The sequence below is a fragment of the Enterobacter sp. fkY84-1 genome (assembly GCF_052974705.1).
Map to the genome: position 1 here is coordinate 1115779 of NZ_CP169393.1, position 18232 is coordinate 1134010.

An 18232-nucleotide genomic window follows, 5' to 3' on the forward strand; every position below is an offset into this window, starting at 1 on the left:
CTTACGCGTCCTCTACGTCGTGATATTCTTCGCATGCCTGCAGGGTATTCTGAATCAGCGTTGCGACGGTCATCGGGCCTACGCCGCCCGGTACGGGGGTAATGTAAGAGGCGCGCGCGGCGGCATCTTCATACACCACGTCGCCGACCACTTTGCCGTTTTCCAGACGGTTAATCCCGACGTCCACGACAATTGCGCCCTCTTTAATCCACTCGCCCGGAATAAAGCCCGGCTTACCGACCGCGACGATCAGCAGATCGGCGTTCTCAACGTGGTGACGCAGGTTTTTGGTGAAGCGGTGGGTAACGGTGGTGGTGCAGCCAGCCAGCAGCAGCTCCATGCTCATCGGGCGGCCCACGATGTTGGACGCGCCGATGACCACGGCGTTCAGGCCGTAAGTATCGATGTTATAACGCTCCAGCAGCGTCACGATACCGCGCGGCGTGCACGGACGCAGGCGCGGCGCGCGCTGGCACAGGCGGCCAACGTTGTAAGGATGGAAGCCGTCCACGTCTTTATCCGGTGCAATACGCTCCAGCACCTTCACGTTGTCGATACCGGCGGGCAGCGGCAGCTGAACCAGAATACCGTCGATCTCTTTATCGGCATTCAGAGTGTCAATAAGTTCCAGCAGTTCTGCTTCGCTGGTGGTTTCCGGCAAATCGTAAGAGCGGGAGACGAACCCCACCTCTTCACACGCTTTGCGCTTGCTGCCGACATAAATCTGCGATGCCGGGTTACTGCCAACCAGCACAACGGCCAGCCCGGGGGCGCGTTTTCCGGCCGCTTTACGCGCCTTCACTTTTTCCGCGACCTCAGAGCGCACCTGCTGCGCAATCGTTTTACCGTCAATAATCTTTGCTGCCATCAGAGAGAAGATTCCGTCTGTAACGTTCGAAAGGGGGGATGCGTGTATTTTGTCAGAAGCGAGCCCCGCTGTCAGTCACCCTTTGCGCGTTTTTATCCGCAAGACGCAAAAAACCTTCTTAAGGGATGGTCAATTTCTTAGGCGGGATTAGGATGTGACCTGGTAAAATGGCAGCGTTTTGACATATTTAAAAATCACCTACTGAGCTACTTTGTCTCCTCCGAAATAAGCTTTCAATTACTCAATTGAACGTATTTCTTATTCCCGATTTTTCGCGGGAAGGGTTATTTACATTTTAAAGGAATAGACATGAAACTCAGCAACATTGCTTCTACTGTTATTGCAACTTTGGCCCTGGTTGCGGGTGCCGCAAATGCAGCGGATCCTGCTGCGCCGGTTTCCGTAAATGGCGGTACCGTACATTTTAAAGGTGAGCTGGTTAATGCGGCTTGTTCAGTAAATACTGATTCTTCCGAGCAGACCGTTAATCTGGGTCAGTATCGTACCGCGAAATTCACCAAAGTGGGCGACACCACCTCTAATATTCCGTTCAACATTGAACTGAACGATTGCGATCCGCTGGTGGCCAAAACTGCCGCTGTTGCGTTCACCGGTCAGATCGACCCAACCGACAAAACCCTGCTGGCCGTCACCTCCGGCAGCAACGACAATACCGCGAAAGGCGTGGGTATCGAGATCCTCGACAGCAAATCCAGCGTTCTGACGCCAGACGGTGCGACCTTCTCTGCTGCGCAGACGCTGATCGAAGGGACCAACACCCTGAAGTTCACCGCGCGTTATAAATCCACGGCTGCGACTACCGAGCCAGGCCAGGCGAACGCTGACGCCACCTTCGTAATGAAATACGAATAATTCCTCCGCACAGGGATGTTCAGGCCTCAGGGACGAGGCCCGTCATACGCTATTGCCAGGAACAAAGGATGACAAGGACAGGAACACTACTGCTGTTAACCCTTGCGATGGCTTGCCCGGCATCGGCGCATACCGTGGTGATCGAAGGCGGCAAGGTTCATCTCAGAGGTGAACTGGTGAACGGCGGCTGCGCCGTGGCGCCCGACAGCCAGAATATGCGCATCGATATGGGGCAGTACCGAACCAATTCATTTTCCGGCGTGGGCAGTTTTTCCACGGTGAATGTGCCTTTCACCGTACGGCTGCTGGACTGCAGCGTTGATGTTTCGCGCACCGTGGGGATCCAGTTTCAGGGGGCCACACCCGCAGAAGATCCTCAGGTCTTTCTGGCGACATCGCGACCAGGTGAAACGCCTGTCAGCAGCGGCGTTGGGCTGGCGCTCTTTGACGAGCAGCAGCGTCAGATTATCCCAAACGCCACGGCCGTCAGCTGGCTGCCGATCGATACCCGCGAGCTGGCGTTCCATTTTAGCGCCCGCTATCGGGCTATTTCCGAACACCTCGAGCCAGGCAAAATTCAGTCGGATGTCTGGTTTACGTTGATTTATCCATAACACCTGCGAACACATTATTAAAGGTACGGTTGTGATGAATACCCTAATTAAACCAGGACTTTTTTTATCGTTTATTTTAATGATGGTTTCTGCCTGCGCGAATGCATCCGGCGGTATTGCGCTGGGAGCCACCCGCGTTATTTACCCGGCGGACGCGAAGCAAACGTCGCTGGCGATCACCAACAGCAATAAACAGGAGCGCTATTTAATTAACGCGTGGATCGAAAATGCGAACGGGCAAAAAGAAAAAACGTTTGCCGTCACGCCGCCCCTGTTTGTTAGCGAGCCGGACAGTGAAAACACGCTGCGCATTATTTACGCCGGGCCTGCGCTGCCTGCCGACCGTGAATCGCTGTTTTACATGAACGTGAAAGCGATCCCGTCAGTGAACAAAGCCAAAACGGAAAACAATAACGTGCTGCAGCTGGCTATCCTCTCGCGCATCAAGCTGTTTGTGCGCCCGAACAACCTGGCAATGCAGCCGGAAGAGGCGCTTTCCCAGCTGCGGTTTGAGCGCGCGGGTAACCATCTCAAAGTCAGCAACGCGTCTCCGTATTACATCACCCTCGTCAATCTGAAGCTGGGCGGGAAGACGCTGGATAACCTGATGGTGGCGCCGAAAAGCGCGGCACAGCAGGTGCTGCCAGCCGGTGCCGGCGGCACGCTCTCCTGGCAGAGCGTGAATGACTACGGTGCCATCACGCCGGCGCGTAGCGTCAACCTGTGAGCAGAGTCAGGGCGATGAAAAACCATCAGGGACGTTACTGCCCGGTTGCACTGGCGCTGATGGCTGCGCTCTGGCCGCAGGCTGGCTGGAGCGAAAGCTATTTCAACCCGGCCTTCCTGTCCGACGACACCGCCAGCGTGGCGGATTTGTCGCGTTTTGAACAAGGGCACCAGCAGGCACCCGGCGTTTATCGCGTGGATATCTGGCGTAACGATGAATTTATCGGGACTCAGGACGTGCGTTTTGAGCAGGCGGAGAACACGCCGCCGGTGGCGGGCGGGCTATCGCCGTGTATTACGCGCGCGATGCTGGACCGCTTTGGCGTCAACGTTGCGGCGTTTCCCGAGCTGGCTCAGGTTCAGGGTGAGGCCTGCGTCCCGTTGACCACGGCCATTCCCGGCAGCGAAACGGTATTCAACTTTGCCTCACAGCGCCTGAACGTCAGCCTGCCGCAGGTGGCATTGCAGAACAGCGCCCGGGGCTACATTCCGCCGGAACAGTGGGATGAAGGCATTCCCGCCGCGCTGCTGAACTACAGCTTTACGGGCAACCGGGGCAGCGAAGACGACAGCTATTACCTCAACCTGCAGAGCGGGCTGAACTATGGCGCCTGGCGCCTGCGCAACAACGGCGCATGGCGATACACGCAGACCAACGGGCAGCGGCACAGCGAGTGGCAGAATATTGGCACCTGGGCGCAGCGCACCGTGATCCCGCTGAAAAGCGAACTGGTCCTGGGCGACAGCAATACCGGTAATGACGTCTTCGACAGCATGGGGTTCCGCGGCGGACGGCTCTTCTCGTCTGACAGCATGTACCCGGACAGCCTGCAGGGCTACGCGCCCACCGTGCGCGGGATCGCCCGGACGCCCGCCAAAGTGGTGGTGCGTCAGAATGGCTACGTGATCTATCAAAGCTATGTGCAGCCGGGCGCATTTGCGATTACCGATCTCAACCCCACCTCCTCAAGCGGTGACCTGGAAGTGACGGTAGAAGAGAAAGACGGTACCCAGCAGCGCTATACCGTGCCGTACTCCACCGTGCCGCTTCTGCAGCGTGAAGGGCGCTGGAAGTATGACCTCGTCGCGGGGGATTACCGCAGCGGTAACAGCGATCAGGATACGCCGTTCTTCACCCAGGGCACCCTGATTACCGGGCTTGCCAACGGCTTTACGCTCTACGGCGGGACGCAGCTGGCGTCACGCTATACCGCGGTCGCCGTCGGGGCCGGAAAAAACCTGGGCGACTGGGGCGCGGTTTCGCTCGATATCACCCACGCCCGCAGCCAGCTCGCGGACGACAGCAAGCATGAAGGACAGTCCCTGCGCTTCCTCTATGCGAAATCCCTTAACGGCTTTGGCACCAACTTCCAGCTGCTGGGCTACCGCTATTCCACAAAAGGGTTTTACACCCTGGACGATGTGGCATGGCGCTCAATGGAAGGCTATCAGTATGCCGACAGCCAGGACGATAACGATGTGCCGGACGTGCAGAGCTATCACAACCTGACGTGGAATAAAAAAGGCCGCTTCCAGCTTAACGTTTCTCAGTCGCTGGGGGATTACGGCTCGGTCTATATCTCCGGCAGCGAGCAGACCTACTGGGGTACCGACGAGTCGAACCTCTGGTACCAGCTGGGGTATGCGGGGGGCATGAAGGGGATCAACTACTCCGTTTCGTGGTCGTGGAACAAATCCGTCGGGATCGACGGCACCGACCGGATCGCGTCGTTTAACGTCTCCGTGCCGTTCAGTATCTTTACCCGTCAGGGCTATCGCCGGGACAGCGCCATCGACAGGGCCTACGCCACGGCATCCGCCAGCCGGAACAGCGATGGCGACACGAGCTGGCAAACCGGCGTCAGTGGCACGCTGTTGGAAGACCGCAACCTGAACTACAGCGTGACTCAGGGACACACCAGCACCAACGGGTCAAGCGGAAGCGCCAGCGCCAACTGGCAGGCGACCTACGGCACGTTGGGCCTGGGTTACAACTACAGCGACGATCAGCACGATCTCAACTGGCAGCTCTCCGGCGGGGTCGTCGGTCATGCCGACGGCGTGACCTTCAGCCAGCCGCTGGGCGACACCAACGTGCTGATCAAAGCGCCGGGGGCATCCGGCGTCAGCGTGGAAAACCAGACCGGCGTGAGAACCGACTGGCGAGGCTATGCGGTGATGCCGTATGCCACCGTCTACCGCTACAACCGCGTGGCGCTGGATACCAACACCATGAGCAACAACACCGACATCGAAAACAACGTGAGCAGCGTGGTGCCGACCAAAGGCGCGCTGGTGCGCGCCAGCTTTGATACTCGCATTGGCGTGCGCGCCCTGCTGACGGTAACGCGCGGCAACCAGCCCGTGCCGTTTGGTGCGGTGGTCCGTGAGACCCGGAGCGGTGTCACCAGCATGGTAGGGGACGACGGGCAAATTTACCTGAGCGGGCTGCCGCTGGAGGGCGAACTGCTGATCCAGTGGGGCGAAGGGGCGCAGTCTCAGTGTCGCGCGCCTTACAGCTTGCCTGAAAAGAGCCTGCAACAGGCAATCACAATGAAGGGGATTCGCTGTGAATAAAACCCACATCTTAGGCTTGTCGCTTCTGGCGCTACTGCCTGCGGCAAGCGCATTCGCCACCGTGTGCGTCAATGAAAAAGGCGTGCCGACGGAAGTGCATTACGACCTGACGGACAAATTCAATAGCTCGAATAACCAGATTGGACAGGTCGTGACGCTCAGCGAGAAGTCGCAGTGGGTAGGGGTCAATGCCGTCTGCCCGAAGGGCACGGTCGGGAATACCACCAAGCGTAGCTACGTGACCGATTATCAGGTTACGGGAACAAGCGATGGCTATCAGTATCTGAAGCTGAACGACTATCTGGACGGAGCCATGAAAATCACGGACAGCTATGCTGGCGTGTTTTATCCGCCAAAAAACTATATCCAGATGGGGAGCCATCCTAACGTCTCCAAAAACAGACCGTTTGGCGTTCAGGACTCCAGCCTTGTCTTCCGCCTTAAGGTAACCCGACGTTTTATTAATATGGTCGTGATCCCGCGCGCCACCATGTTCCGCGTTTACGTCACCACCACCTCCTCGGATCCGCTCACCACGCCGGTCTATACCATCAGCTACAGCGGTACCATTCAGGTGCCGCAAAGCTGCGCTATCAACGCCGGGAACGTGGTGGAGTTTGATTTCGGCGACATTGGCGCCTCCCTGTTCAGCAAGGCGGGCGTAGGTAACAAACCGGAGGGCGTCTCATCGCAAAGCAAAACCATTGCGATCAAATGCACCAACGTGGAGGCAAACGCCATGCTGACGATGCGCGTAGAGGCGGAGAAAGTCTCTGATAATATGCTGGTGTCGGATAACCCGGACGTCGGGTTCATCATTGCCAACGAGAGCGGTGCGCCGCTAACGCCTAACAACCTGACAAGCAAAATTCCGTTCCGCCTCGACGACAGCGCGCAGGCAAAGGTGGGGATCCGCGTCTGGCCGGTGAGCGTGACGGGCAACAAGCCAGCGGAAGGGCGTTTCACCTCGCGCGGGTATTTGCGCGTGGATTACGACTAAGGAGCCGATATGCGAAACGGGATCCGTTTTCTCACCGTGGCGCTCTTTGCGCTTTGCACACAGGCTCAGGCGGACACCGCGTTGGGTGAAATTAACATTCGGCTCTACGGCAATATTGTCGATTTTACCTGCGTTGCGGAAGGCAGCGACAGCGACAAGACCGTCACGCTGGGCACCTGGCCCACGAAACAGCTCAGCACCACCGGGAGCCGCACGCAGCCCATGCCGTTTACGCTGAAGCTGACCGGCTGTCCGCCGGGCGCGGCGTCGATTACGTTTTCGGGTAAAGCCGACGGGAGCAATAACGGTTTGCTGGCGCTGAACGACGCCAGTACAGCGAGCCGTGTCGCGGTAGAGATCAGGGATGCGGATAAAACGCGTCTGGCTCTCCAGCAGGCCAGCCAGCCGGTCTCGGTTGATGCGCAGGGGAATGCAACATTGTCGTTTTATGCCAATTATATTGCCACTGCAGATAACCCTCAGCCCGGACGAGCCGATGCGGATGCCACCTTTATGATTAACTATAATTAGCACTGACCGCACTCCCTGCAGCTCAGATAAGCTGCAGGGAGTGAATTCAGGTTAAAGCAGCTCGTGCGCTTTGGCGTAATCAATTAATTCCACGATGCTTTGCACGCCCAGCTTGGAATAAATATTGGATTTATGCGCGCTAATGGTTTTGTTGCTTAATAGTAGCTGTTCAGCAATTTCCTTATTGGATAATCCATTCGCCAGATAGCGTAATACCGTGACCTCGCGATTTGATAATGGCATATCGACTGCCATCCCTTTCCCTGAACCCAAATGGTTTATAAAGTTCAGCGTTTCCGATGGGAAAAAGGAATAGCCCATCAGGATCATTTCTACGGCGTTGTAGATCTCACCCAAATCTTTTCGTTTACTGACGAAGCCATTTGCCCCGGCGCGAATGGCGCGACCTGCGTAAAATAACTCTGATTTAGATGAGAGGAACAGAACCTTAATGTCTTTGTTTAAGTTTCTGATTCTCTTAAGTAAAGCGAAAGCATCCGTGCCCGTGAGTTCAATGTCAAGGATCACCAGATCGATAGGGTGATTACGGATACAGTCAAGGACTTCATGGCTATCGCCAGACTTGAGCTTGACTGTGATATTCTTATTTTTCTGTAGCAGGACTTCTATCGACATTCTGACGATAGGATGTTCGTCCATAATGATAACGGATGCCGGTTTCATTTTTAATGCCTCAGATTGTTAAAAGCGTTATGCAGAGTTTGGTAAAACTCTCGAAATGCCGGAAGGATATAATGTGCAGATCCCTATACCGTAGTATTTCCCTGGAAAGAGCGAAAGCATCCTTGTTTACGTAATGAAAAGAACTATGCCTCAGCGCGGTCATCTCATTTGGCTGGTGTTGGCAAAAAGGTTTTTCTTATTCAGATTTGGTACGCTTCTTATTATACAGGGTAAGTTTTTTCCGAAAACCCTGTAAATTAATCACAGGATATTGGTTTGTATTATCTTCTGGATCTGAATCGCTATTTTTTTAAATTTAGCGGAAATATCCTGTTATCCCATTTACCGCATATTTTCATCTTTATGTAATAACAAAAAATAACAGATATCTCTGTATGTTGATCAATTGTTAACAAAAATACGCATCATTTTGGGGGACTCGCCCGGTCTGATGAGGTGAACAATTGCCCTCGCAGGCCGTCAGACCTTCATCTGAAAGCGTGAAGGTTGACCTTCAGCTCCGCAACTCCTGCACAGGAGAACATGCTATCTGCTTCGCTTTTCCCTCCAGGGCGCAGTCGCTAAGCTGCTTGTTTTTACATCATTATCATCTTGTTAACGCTGTCTGCATTCACTTAACGGATGGAGGAAAGTGCTGCCGTTCGTTCAATTTGTGGCATATCACAAGGTTCTCGCCCATAAATTAGGAATAGTTATAATTTCGACTTTATTGTTAAAAATTAACATTTTTGAAACGCGAATGGTAAGTAAATTCTTAAAGCGCTTTAGGAAATAAGGGGTTAGGACGTGAGTGAAAACGTGCAGTCTGAGAGGTTATTAAGAAGATGCAACAATTCCTGTCGATGACTCAGCCCCAGCTTCACCAGGATGCAGCTAAGACGATAGATAATGCGGCTATAGGGACGATTCTGCATAAGGGCAATCTGACGTAACGTCTTGCCCCGGGAGAGTTCCTGCAGGATCGGCCATTCATTGCGGTTGAACCAGTCTTTGTCGGAGCCCTGTGGCGGGCGGGCATCCAGCAGGCTGTGCTGGAGTGCCGCGGCGTTCAGCTGGCGCTCGAGCACATGAAAGGGACCTGCCGCTTTGCAGAAAAGGCGGGTGTCGTAATTATCGGCCCGGACTAACAGCCAGGGCGTCAGGAACGGAGGAAACAGGCTATGCCTTCTCAACTGATCCAGTTTCTCCAGAAGCCCCGTTGACCGGCTTTCAATATCCACGACCAGACGGGCGGAGGGCCATTGCGTCTGTGCGACAAGGGCGTCGTCCAGCGTGGCGTAATCGCAGCAGCTGCTCAGGGGAAACTGCCCGTTGAGAAAACCGGTGCGCAGGAAATGATCCTCCGTCACCAGGAGAATAAACGGGGCGTCTGTTTTGCGGGGCTGGCTGATGGACTGGCTCAAAAATTCGAGCCGGTCGAAAAAGGGGGGAGCAAAAGGTGAGCGCGTAAATCCCAGTGCATCACTTCCTGTACGCCGCCGCCGGTAACGGCGCACTGTCATTCGCATGGTCTCCCTCCTGGAAATGGCGTTTTAATCCTCCGGCCATGTCCAGGACGGCCAGTAATATCCCTGGCCGAAGTCTGCGCCTGCCTGCAGTGCCCAGGTACGATCGCGTTCAGTCTCAATACCTTCGATAAGCACTTTCCCGGCAAGCTGAAAGCAAAGGGAAACCAGTTGCCTCAGCGCAGGGGTGTCGCGTAAACGCCAGAATGCTTCCTTATCTATTTTGATGCCGCTTAACGGAAGTCGACAGGATAAAAACGACTGCACTAAGACATCATCAATGTCATCCAGCCAGATAGCGTGCCCCTGTCTGCTCAGCTGCTGCAGATTCTGAACCACGCGCTGCTTCTGCGCGACGGACAGCGCCAAAAAAGCCGCAAGGTCGACAAACTCAATATTGAGCGGCACGCAGGGGAGTCTGATGAGCCGCTGGAAGGACGCAGGCTCTGTTAGGACGGTTATCGGCAGATTAATAAAAAGGTTATGACCGTGCGGCGTATTTTTTAACGCAGCAAGCTGCGCCTCAAGCAGCGTTAGCGACCAGCCAGCGGACCGATCGCAAAAAAAATCCTCACTGTGCCGCGTATCGGCCAGGACGCTAAGGACCTCCACGCCAACCTGCCGCAAAGAGGCGAGGGTGACGATAGGCTCAAGCTTAATGCCGACGATGTCCTGAGAGAGGTACTGTAACCGGGGGGGCGTATCGATCAGGTTTTGCGCTGTCACTCCATTGTCCTGTTGTCTGTCAGCCTCCAGGCGGCCGGGATACCTGGCTCTAGTGTGACGAGCTGACGTTCAGGAAAACAGCAGGCGTTACTTAAATGCAACTAAGCCTTTTCGCAGCGCTAAATTTTACGGTAAAACAGGGAGGAATGTTGAGAAAATAGCCGTATTTACAATTGGCTAGCGGTAATTGGCCCTGAAAACGGAAAAGGCATTGACTCACCTGCCATTGACCGTATAATTCTTCGCGTTTCACCACCGCGAAGTACACGCTTCTCAGTGCGCCCTTAGCTCAGTTGGATAGAGCAACGGCCTTCTAAGCCGTAGGTCGTAGGTTCGAATCCTACAGGGCGTGCCATTTCATTTCATAGAGTTACGCCTCACTCACATCCTCCTGATTTCCGTTGTGGGACATATTTGGGACATCGACCCTAAAATTTATCGGTCATGAAGGACATTTATGTGGTATCTACTCGCAATTTCGCTTGCCGCACTTTCCCTTAATAAAAGCCTGGCTTACCTGCTGCTGGGATTAACGGCATTTCTCGGCTGGAACCAGAGCATTCTTGACGCCCCGGCGCTGCTGGTTATTGCGTCAATCGTTATTGGCTGGTCTGTTGTTGAATGGCTACGTAATAAGGATGATAAATATACTTATCTGATTGAAGGCCTGTGTGTGATCATCGCCGTTGCCCTGGTTATGCATGTGCTCCCGGGCTTCCATAATCCCAAAGTGCTGGATGCTGTCGTCGTTGGTCCGCAAAGCATACCGTTCAGTATGTACTTTAATATTGACAAGGCGGTGGTGCCGTTCTTTTTAATTACGTGCATGCCAACGCTATTCGTAGCAAAACCCCTCTATAAAATTGGCAAGCTCGGCTGGGTAATATTGGTACTTGCGGTACCCGCGCTGTTACTTCTGGCTGTGGCGTTGGGCGGGCTGAGAATTGAGCCACATGCGCCAGAATGGTTCGCGCAATTTGCCCTTGCGAATATTTTCTTCGTCTCTTTGGCCGAGGAAGCCCTGTTCAGAGGCTACCTGCAGCAGCGCTTGTCCCGGATCGTTCATCCTGTTGTCGCGTTGTTGATGGCCTCAGTCCTCTTTGGGCTGATGCATTATAGCGGCGGTTTACTGCTGATTATTTTTGCCAGCCTCTCCGGCATTATTTACGGCCTGGCGTGGATGTGGAGCGGCAGGCTCTGGGTTGCAACGTTATTCCATTTTGGGCTGAACTGCGTGCATTTATTGTTCTTCACCTATCCTGTGTATGCCCCTCATGCAGCTATGTGATGCTTTTTAAATGAGTAGCCAAATAAATTTAGCTACCTCCGGATAAGCATAAAAAGCCCCCGCACTATCGGGGCTTTTTTATATCTGCCGGGCGCGCGAATAACAGTTTTACCTTCGCGCTATAATGAATAGAAGGCTAATGAATTTCGTTGTTGGCAGGCTTAAGGTTTTCTTAATCTAGAAATTATCTCGCATTAAAATTTGGATTTTTATCATTACAAAATCGGCTAAAAAGAAATTTTACACTTTTACGCGTAAACTGGATTGATACTAATTATCATTAGCGTTGTTGTATGCTTTAATCCTGTCCCACAAAGCTATGAGTGGTTACTCCCGTTGGTCTATTAAGGATATGTTCATGAATTCTCGCCTGCTGTCCTGCTTCTCGCTTGCCTTGTTGTCATCATCCCTTTTCCTTTCCACACAGTCGGTTGCCGCCGATAACAACGACGGTATCGTTATTTATAACGCGCAGCATGAAAACCTGGTGAAGTCGTGGGTTGACGGTTTTACCAAAGAAACCGGGATTAAAGTCACTTTGCGTAATGGTGATGACAGCGAGCTGGGTAACCAGCTGGTGCAGGAAGGCAGCGCATCGCCGGCAGACGTGTTCCTGACGGAAAACTCGCCGTCCATGGTGCTGGTGGATAACGCCAACCTGTTTGCCCCGCTGGATTCAGACACCCTGAAGCAGGTACCGGCAGAGTATCGTCCGGCGCATGGCCGCTGGATCGGCATTGCTGCCCGCAGCACGGTGTTCGTCTATAACCCGGCGAAACTGAGCGAACAGCAGCTGCCTAAATCACTGATGGATCTGGCGAAACCCGAGTGGAAAGGCCGCTGGGCGGCATCACCGTCAGGCGCGGATTTCCAGGCTATCGTGAGCGCGATGCTGGCCCTGAAGGGCGAGAAGGCCACCCTGGAATGGCTCAAGGCGATGAAAGCCAACTTCGTGGCCTATAAAGGCAACAGCACCGTGATGAAAGCGGTCAATGCCGGTCAGATTGATGGCGGGGTGATTTACCACTACTACCGCTTTGTCGATCAGTCCAAAACCGGTGAAAACAGCAAAAACACCCAGCTCTACTACTTCAAGCACCAGGACCCGGGCGCGTTTGTGAGCCTCTCCGGCGGTGGCGTGCTGGCGTCCAGCAAGCACAAAGCGCAGGCGCAGGCCTTCATCAAATACATTACCGGCAAAGAAGGTCAGGAAAGCCTGCGTACCAACAACGCCTTTGAATACGCCGTGGGCTTGAACTCGGCCTCAAACCCGAAACTGGTCCCGCTGAAAGATCTTGATGCACCGAAAGTTGAACCTTCAACGCTCAACAGTAAAAAAGTTATCGAGCTGATGACGCAAGCCGGCCTGCTGTGATCCTGAGAGTGAAGTGAAGGTCTTATGTCTGGTCTAAGTCTCGACATCGGAAAAAACAGAGTGCAGGAGCCTGCCCGCAGGCGTCCTGCACTGCCGATGGTTGCGTTAGCTGTCTTGTTTTCATTACTGGCGCTTCTGCCTTTGGGTTTTATCATTGCTATTGGCATTGAGACGGGCTGGGAAACCATTAAGGCGCTGGTGTTTCGCCCGCGTGTGGCTGAGCTGCTCAGCAACACGCTGTGGCTGACGGCCCTGGCGGTTCCGCTGTGTATCGTGACGGGCGTGGCGATTGCCTGGCTCACCGAGCGCACGCAGCTTGCCGGACGGGGCATCTGGTCCGCGCTGGCGGTCGCCCCGCTGGCCATTCCCGCGTTTGTGCAAAGCTATGCCTGGGTGAGCGTGGTTCCGTCGATGCACGGGCTCTCCGCGGGCGTGTTTCTCTCCGTGCTTGCCTACTATCCCTTTATCTACATGCCGGTTGCCGCGGTGCTCCGCCGCCTTGACCCGACGCTCGAAGATGTCGCCGCGTCGCTCGGCACCCCGCCGTGGAAGGTCTTTTTCCGCGTGGTGCTACCCCAGCTCAAGCTGGCTATCTGCGGCGGCGCGCTGCTGGTGGCGCTGCACCTGCTGGCGGAATATGGTCTGTACGTGATGATCCGCTTTGATACCTTCACCACGGCCATTTATGACCAGTTTCAGTCAACCTTCAGCGGCCCGGCAGCAAACATGCTGGCGGGCGTGCTGGCGTTATGCTGCCTCGCTATCCTGGTGCTGGAAGGCGTGACGCGTGGAAAAGCACGCTACGCGCGCATTGGCGCCGGGGCTGCGCGCGAGCAGAAACGCTGGCCGCTGAAGCCTGCGGTTGCCGCGCTGGGGCAGCTGTTTTTCATGGTGCTGATCGTCCTGGCGCTGGGCGTGCCGTTAGCTGTTCTGTGTCGCTGGATTTGGCTCGGCGGGGTGGAAAACTGGATGAGCGCCGATCTCTGGCACTCGCTGCGCCAGACGCTGATGCTCGGCGTGGGCGGCGCGCTGCTGACGACGACGTGTGTGATCCCCATTGCGTGGCTCGGTATCCGCTACCCGCACCGTATCTTCCGGATGCTGGAAGGGTGCATCTATATCACCAGTTCGCTGCCGGGCATTGTCACGGCGCTGGCGCTGGTCACCGTCACCATTCATTACGCCCGTCCCATTTACCAGACGGAAATTACCCTGTTCCTTGCCTATCTGCTGATGTTTATGCCCCGTGCGCTCATCAACCTGCGGGCGGGGATAGCGCAGGCGCCGGTTGAGCTGGAAAACGTGGCGCGCAGCCTTGGCAGCACGCCCGTGAAGGCGCTCTGGAGCGTCACGATGCGGCTGGCCGCGCCGGGTGCGGCGGCGGGGGCCGCGCTGGTGTTCCTCGGCGTCAGCAACGAGTTGACTGCCACGCTGTTACTCTCTCCCCTGGGCACGCGCACGCTCTCTACCGGATTCTGGGCGCTGACCAGCGAAATTGACTATGTCGCCGCCGCGCCTTACGCGATGCTGATGATCCTGATTTCCCTCCCGCTGACCGCCATTCTCTATATGCAGTCGAAGAAAATTGCAGGGCTATGACATGCTTGAATTAACCGCCATTTCTAAATCGTTTGCTGATGTGCAGGTGCTCGACAGCTTAAACCTGAGCGTTGCGCCGGGGAGCAGAACGGCCATTGTCGGGCCGTCGGGGTCAGGTAAAACCACGCTGCTGCGTATTCTTGCCGGGTTTGAGACGCCCGACACCGGTCGTATTGTTATGCAGGGGAGAACCCTGTTTGATGAAAACCGTTTTGTCCCTGCCCACCAGCGCGGGATCGGTTTTGTGCCTCAGGAGGGCGCGCTGTTCCCGCACCTCAACGTGGCAGACAACATTGCCTGGGGGCTGGACGGGACCCGCCACGAAAAACGCCAGCGCGTTGAGGCGCTGATGGAGATGGTTTCGCTGGACAGGCAGCTCGCCACGCACTGGCCTCACGAGATTTCCGGCGGACAGCAGCAGCGCGTGGCCCTTGCCCGTGCGCTGGCCCAGCGTCCTTCACTGATGCTGCTGGATGAACCGTTCTCGGCGCTGGATACCGGCCTGCGCGCCATGACGCGAAAGGCCACGGCCGATCTGCTGGCCGAAGCGGGCGTGGCCTCGATTCTGGTTACCCACGATCAGAACGAAGCGCTCTCCTTTGCCACGCAGGTTGCCGTCATGCGTTCCGGACGCTTCACGCAGGTCGGGACGCCTTATGAGGTTTACACCCGTCCCGTTGACGAAGAGACGGCGCTGTTTCTTGGTGATGCGCTGATCCTGCCTGCGCAGCTCACCGCGGGCTACGCCCTCTGCGCGCTGGGTAAGGTGCTCACAGACAACCCGCTGGCGACAGGGCAGGGCAGAGTGATGCTGCGCCCGGAGCAGCTGAGCGTGACGGCATGCGCCTCACATGAAAGCCCGATCTCCATTCTTGATGTGGATTTTACCGGTCACCTGTCGACGCTCACCCTTGGGCTTACCGGACAGCCGCAGCCCGTGACCCTCAAGACCGTCAGCCAGCCAGGATGGAACCCGGGCACGGCGGTTCGCATTGATATTGCTGGCACCGCGCGTGTATTCGACTATTCTTAATATTCATTAATAATTTCATGCAATGGACTGTTATAAAAGAATTTTCCAGAATATATGGCATTTCCTGAGATTCTCTACCATGCTCATAAAACCTCACCATCATGCGTGAGGTTTTTCGTAGTTGCTGATTAATCTCAAGGAAAAAGGTTATGAAAAAGACGACTGCTATTTTGTTGGGAACGGCGTTACTGTTTACGACCAATGCTTTTGCTGCCCAACTGCTGACTAAAAATGAGTTCAAGAAAGTCGAGTCTCAGTATCAAAAAATCGGTACGGTAAGCACTTCAAATGAAGTATCGGTTGATGATGCAAAAAAAGAACTGATTGAGAAAGCCGATAAGCAAGGCGCGGATGTTCTGGTGCTCACCTCAGGGAACACCAACAATAAAATTCACGGTACGGCTAATATCTACAAGAAAAAATAACGTCATTGCAGCCACCCCATTTTGGGGTGGTTGTTCCTCATCCTGTCTCCCCACCTCTTCCTGTTGTTCGTGGTTACGCTTGCTAACGCATGGATAATGCGTATAGTTCTCATTTGCATTGCTATCAGTACATTCTAAGGCCTGACAACGGGCTATTTTTGCGCGCACTTTCAAATGAGTTAACGATGAACAACACCAGAATACACAAAACGCTGCTGGCGCTCGCCGTTGGCGCGGTAACGCATTCCGCCTTCGCGGCAGAGGATAAAAAAGAAGACACCCTCGTTGTGCAGTCTGCACCTGCCGGCGACTTTAAACCCGGTGGCGACCAGCTGGTACCGGCCTTCCTTGACGGACAGGTGGCGAACGGCGGGCGTATGGGGATGCTCGGTCAGCAGAACGCCATGGACGTGCCGTTCAACATCATCAGCTATACCTCGAAGCTGGTGGAAGATCAGCAGGCGAAAACCATTGCTGATGTGGTCGCCAACGACGCGGGCGTACAGTTCGTTCAGGGGTACGGCAACAGCGCGGAAACCTACCGCATCCGTGGCCTGAAGTTCGACGGCGACGACATGACCTTTGGCGGACTGTCCGGCGTGCTGCCGCGTCAGGTGGTGGATACGCAGATGGTTGAGCGCATTGAGATCTTCAAAGGGGCAAACGCCCTGATGAACGGCGCGGCGAGCTCGGGCGTGGGCGGGATGATCAACCTTGAGCCAAAACACGCGGGCGAACTCCCGCAGGCGAAAGTGGGCGTCGACTACACCTCGGACTCCCAGATTGGCACCACGCTGGATGCGGGCCGTCGCTACGGCGACAGCGACCAGTTTGGCGCGCGGGTGAACCTCGTGCATCGTGAAGGGGAAACCGGCGTACCGAACGACCGCCGCCGCACCACGCTGCTCTCCACCGGCCTGGACTACAAAGGCGACCGTTTCCGCACCTCGCTGGATCTGGGTTATCAGAAGAAAACCTTCCACGGCAGCCCGACCAGCGTCAATATTTCGGCGGTGGATTTCGTGCCCGAGCCGCCGAAAAACGATCGTAACTTCTCGCAGAAGTGGGCCTACAGCAACATCGAAAACGAATTTGGGATGTGGCGCAGCGAGTACGACATCACCGACGGCTGGACCGCCTATACCGGCCTGGGCGCGCAGCACGCGCACGAGGAAGGGATCTACAGCGCGCCGAAGCTGCTGGATAAAAGCGGTAAAGCAACGGTCAGCCGCCTTGATACCAACCGCATCAGCGATTCCGTCAGCGGCATGGCGGGCATTCGCGGTAATTTCAATACCGGCTTCGTCTCGCACAAGGTCAACGTTGGCTATTCTGCGATGACCAAAAATGAAAAGATCGCGTGGAAAATGTCGGCGACGAAGGATAACCCGACCACCAACATCTACCACAACACCGGCGTCGATATGCCGGACAGCACCAATCTCAACGGCTCAGGCGGGAAGTACAGCGATCCGCTGACCAGCGGGCGCACCCGCACCCAGGGCTGGCTGTTGAGCGATACCCTGGGCGTGCTGGACGACAAGCTGCTGTTCACTGCTGGCGCGCGCCATCAGAAGGTGGTCATTCGCGGGTATAACAAAGTTACCGGTGCGGAAAACGCGGCAGACGGCTTCGACGGCAGCCGCTGGATGCCAACCTACGGCGTGGTCTACAAGCCGTGGGAAGACATCTCCCTCTATGCTAACCACACCGAAGCGCTGCAGCCGGGCAAAACCGCGCCTAACACCGCCACCAACTACGGCCAGAGCACCGGCATCGTTCACTCTAAGCAGAACGAAGTGGGCGTGAAGGCGGACTTTGGGCGCGTGGGCGGATCGCTTGCGCTGTTTGAGATCAAGATGCCGTCGGCGATCCTCGACAGCAACAATCACTACGGCCTGGACGCCGAGCAGCGTAACCGCGGCGTGGAGCTGAACGTCTTCGGCGAGCCGATGCTCGGGATGCGCCTCAACGCCAGCGCCACCTGGCTGCAGGCGGAGCTGACCAAAACCAAAAACGGCGTAAATCAGGGCAACGATGCCATTGGTGTCCCGAACTTCTACGCCGTGCTGGGGGCAGAGTATGACATCAAGCCGATTGATGGCCTGACGGCGACCGCCCGCGTCAACCACTCTGGCGCGCAGTACGCCGATCTTGCCAACACCAAAAAGATCGACAGCTACACCACGCTGGATCTGGGGATGCGCTATCGCTTCGCGGTGAACCACAATGCAAACCAGATGACGGTGCGCGCGGGCATCGACAACGTGACCAATGAAAACTACTGGGCCAGCGTGGACGATTCCGGCACCTACATCACGCAGGGCGAGCCGCGTACCTTTAAGGTCTCGGTTGGCTACGAGTTCTAAGCGTTCCACCTCGTTATC

Annotated in this window: 16 protein-coding genes and 1 tRNA gene; 13 read left to right on the forward strand and 4 right to left on the reverse strand. The window is 55.5% G+C overall.

All coding sequences use genetic code 11. From position 1 onward, the window contains the following. Window position 1: 1 nt before the first annotated feature. Window positions 2–868: a bifunctional methylenetetrahydrofolate dehydrogenase/methenyltetrahydrofolate cyclohydrolase FolD gene (gene folD / locus ACEPLT_RS05200; protein ID WP_008499332.1), complete on the reverse strand. Its 867-nt coding sequence runs from the start codon at window positions 866–868 to the stop codon at window positions 2–4. 309 nt (window positions 869–1177) lie between these two features. On the opposite strand from folD, the gene fimA reads away from it, so the two are divergent. From fimA to sfmF, 6 genes are all read left to right on the forward strand, one after another. Then, the gene (gene fimA / locus ACEPLT_RS05205; RefSeq protein ID WP_008499333.1) at window positions 1178–1741 is read left to right on the forward strand and encodes a type 1 fimbrial major subunit FimA; all 564 of its coding nucleotides are present in this window, start codon (window positions 1178–1180) and stop codon (window positions 1739–1741) included. Window positions 1742–1809: 68 nt separating this feature from the next. Beyond that, window positions 1810–2355, forward strand: a complete 546-nt coding sequence (gene fimI, locus ACEPLT_RS05210; RefSeq protein ID WP_008499334.1) for a type 1 fimbrial protein subunit FimI — start codon at window positions 1810–1812, stop codon at window positions 2353–2355. 34 nt (window positions 2356–2389) lie between these two features. Further along, window positions 2390–3082, forward strand: a complete 693-nt coding sequence (gene fimC / locus ACEPLT_RS05215; protein ID WP_023326827.1) for a type 1 fimbria chaperone FimC — start codon at window positions 2390–2392, stop codon at window positions 3080–3082. A 14-nt stretch (window positions 3083–3096) separates the two neighbouring features. Further along, window positions 3097–5658: a fimbrial biogenesis usher protein gene (locus ACEPLT_RS05220; RefSeq protein ID WP_232927948.1), complete on the forward strand. Its 2562-nt coding sequence runs from the start codon at window positions 3097–3099 to the stop codon at window positions 5656–5658. After that, window positions 5651–6658 carry a type 1 fimbria D-mannose specific adhesin FimH gene (gene fimH / locus ACEPLT_RS05225; protein WP_232927951.1) on the forward strand — a complete coding sequence of 336 codons (1008 nt, stop codon included), beginning with the start codon at window positions 5651–5653 and terminating at the stop codon, window positions 6656–6658. The genes ACEPLT_RS05220 and fimH overlap by 8 nt, the downstream gene beginning before the upstream one ends. 9 nt (window positions 6659–6667) lie before the next feature. Continuing rightward, entirely contained in the window at window positions 6668–7189 is a 522-nt protein-coding gene (sfmF, locus tag ACEPLT_RS05230) for a fimbria assembly protein (RefSeq protein ID WP_008499338.1), read from the forward strand. A gap of 51 nt (window positions 7190–7240) precedes the next feature. Here the strand turns inward: sfmF and fimZ are convergent, their stop codons facing one another. The 3 genes from fimZ to ACEPLT_RS05245 all read right to left on the reverse strand — a co-directional run bounded on the left by fimZ (window position 7241) and on the right by ACEPLT_RS05245 (window position 10125). After that, the gene (fimZ, locus tag ACEPLT_RS05235) at window positions 7241–7873 is read right to left on the reverse strand and encodes a fimbria biosynthesis transcriptional regulator FimZ (protein ID WP_008499339.1); all 633 of its coding nucleotides are present in this window, start codon (window positions 7871–7873) and stop codon (window positions 7241–7243) included. An 800-nt stretch (window positions 7874–8673) separates the two neighbouring features. Continuing rightward, the gene (locus ACEPLT_RS05240; protein WP_008499340.1) at window positions 8674–9402 is read right to left on the reverse strand and encodes a helix-turn-helix transcriptional regulator; all 729 of its coding nucleotides are present in this window, start codon (window positions 9400–9402) and stop codon (window positions 8674–8676) included. A 24-nt stretch (window positions 9403–9426) separates the two neighbouring features. Beyond that, window positions 9427–10125, reverse strand: coding sequence for an EAL domain-containing protein (locus ACEPLT_RS05245; protein WP_058655045.1), 699 nt, complete (start codon window positions 10123–10125; stop codon window positions 9427–9429). Window positions 10126–10403: 278 nt separating this feature from the next. Here ACEPLT_RS05245 and ACEPLT_RS05250 point away from each other — a divergent pair. From ACEPLT_RS05250 to ACEPLT_RS05280, 7 genes are all read left to right on the forward strand, one after another. Continuing rightward, window positions 10404–10480 (forward strand) — tRNA-Arg (locus tag ACEPLT_RS05250). A 102-nt stretch (window positions 10481–10582) separates the two neighbouring features. Next, the gene (locus ACEPLT_RS05255; protein WP_058654321.1) at window positions 10583–11413 is read left to right on the forward strand and encodes a CPBP family intramembrane glutamic endopeptidase; all 831 of its coding nucleotides are present in this window, start codon (window positions 10583–10585) and stop codon (window positions 11411–11413) included. Between the two features lie 358 nt (window positions 11414–11771). Next, entirely contained in the window at window positions 11772–12788 is a 1017-nt protein-coding gene (locus tag ACEPLT_RS05260) for an iron ABC transporter substrate-binding protein (protein ID WP_232927958.1), read from the forward strand. Between the two features lie 24 nt (window positions 12789–12812). Beyond that, window positions 12813–14387: an ABC transporter permease gene (locus ACEPLT_RS05265; RefSeq protein WP_232927961.1), complete on the forward strand. Its 1575-nt coding sequence runs from the start codon at window positions 12813–12815 to the stop codon at window positions 14385–14387. A 1-nt stretch (window position 14388) separates the two neighbouring features. Further along, complete coding sequence (locus ACEPLT_RS05270) at window positions 14389–15420, forward strand: ABC transporter ATP-binding protein (protein WP_232927964.1); 1032 nt, start codon at window positions 14389–14391, stop codon at window positions 15418–15420. 149 nt (window positions 15421–15569) lie between these two features. After that, window positions 15570–15845, forward strand: a complete 276-nt coding sequence (yahO, locus tag ACEPLT_RS05275; protein WP_021241596.1) for a DUF1471 family periplasmic protein YahO — start codon at window positions 15570–15572, stop codon at window positions 15843–15845. Window positions 15846–16030: 185 nt separating this feature from the next. Further along, window positions 16031–18214: a TonB-dependent receptor gene (locus tag ACEPLT_RS05280; protein ID WP_232927967.1), complete on the forward strand. Its 2184-nt coding sequence runs from the start codon at window positions 16031–16033 to the stop codon at window positions 18212–18214. The last annotated feature ends 18 nt before the right edge of the window (window positions 18215–18232 follow it).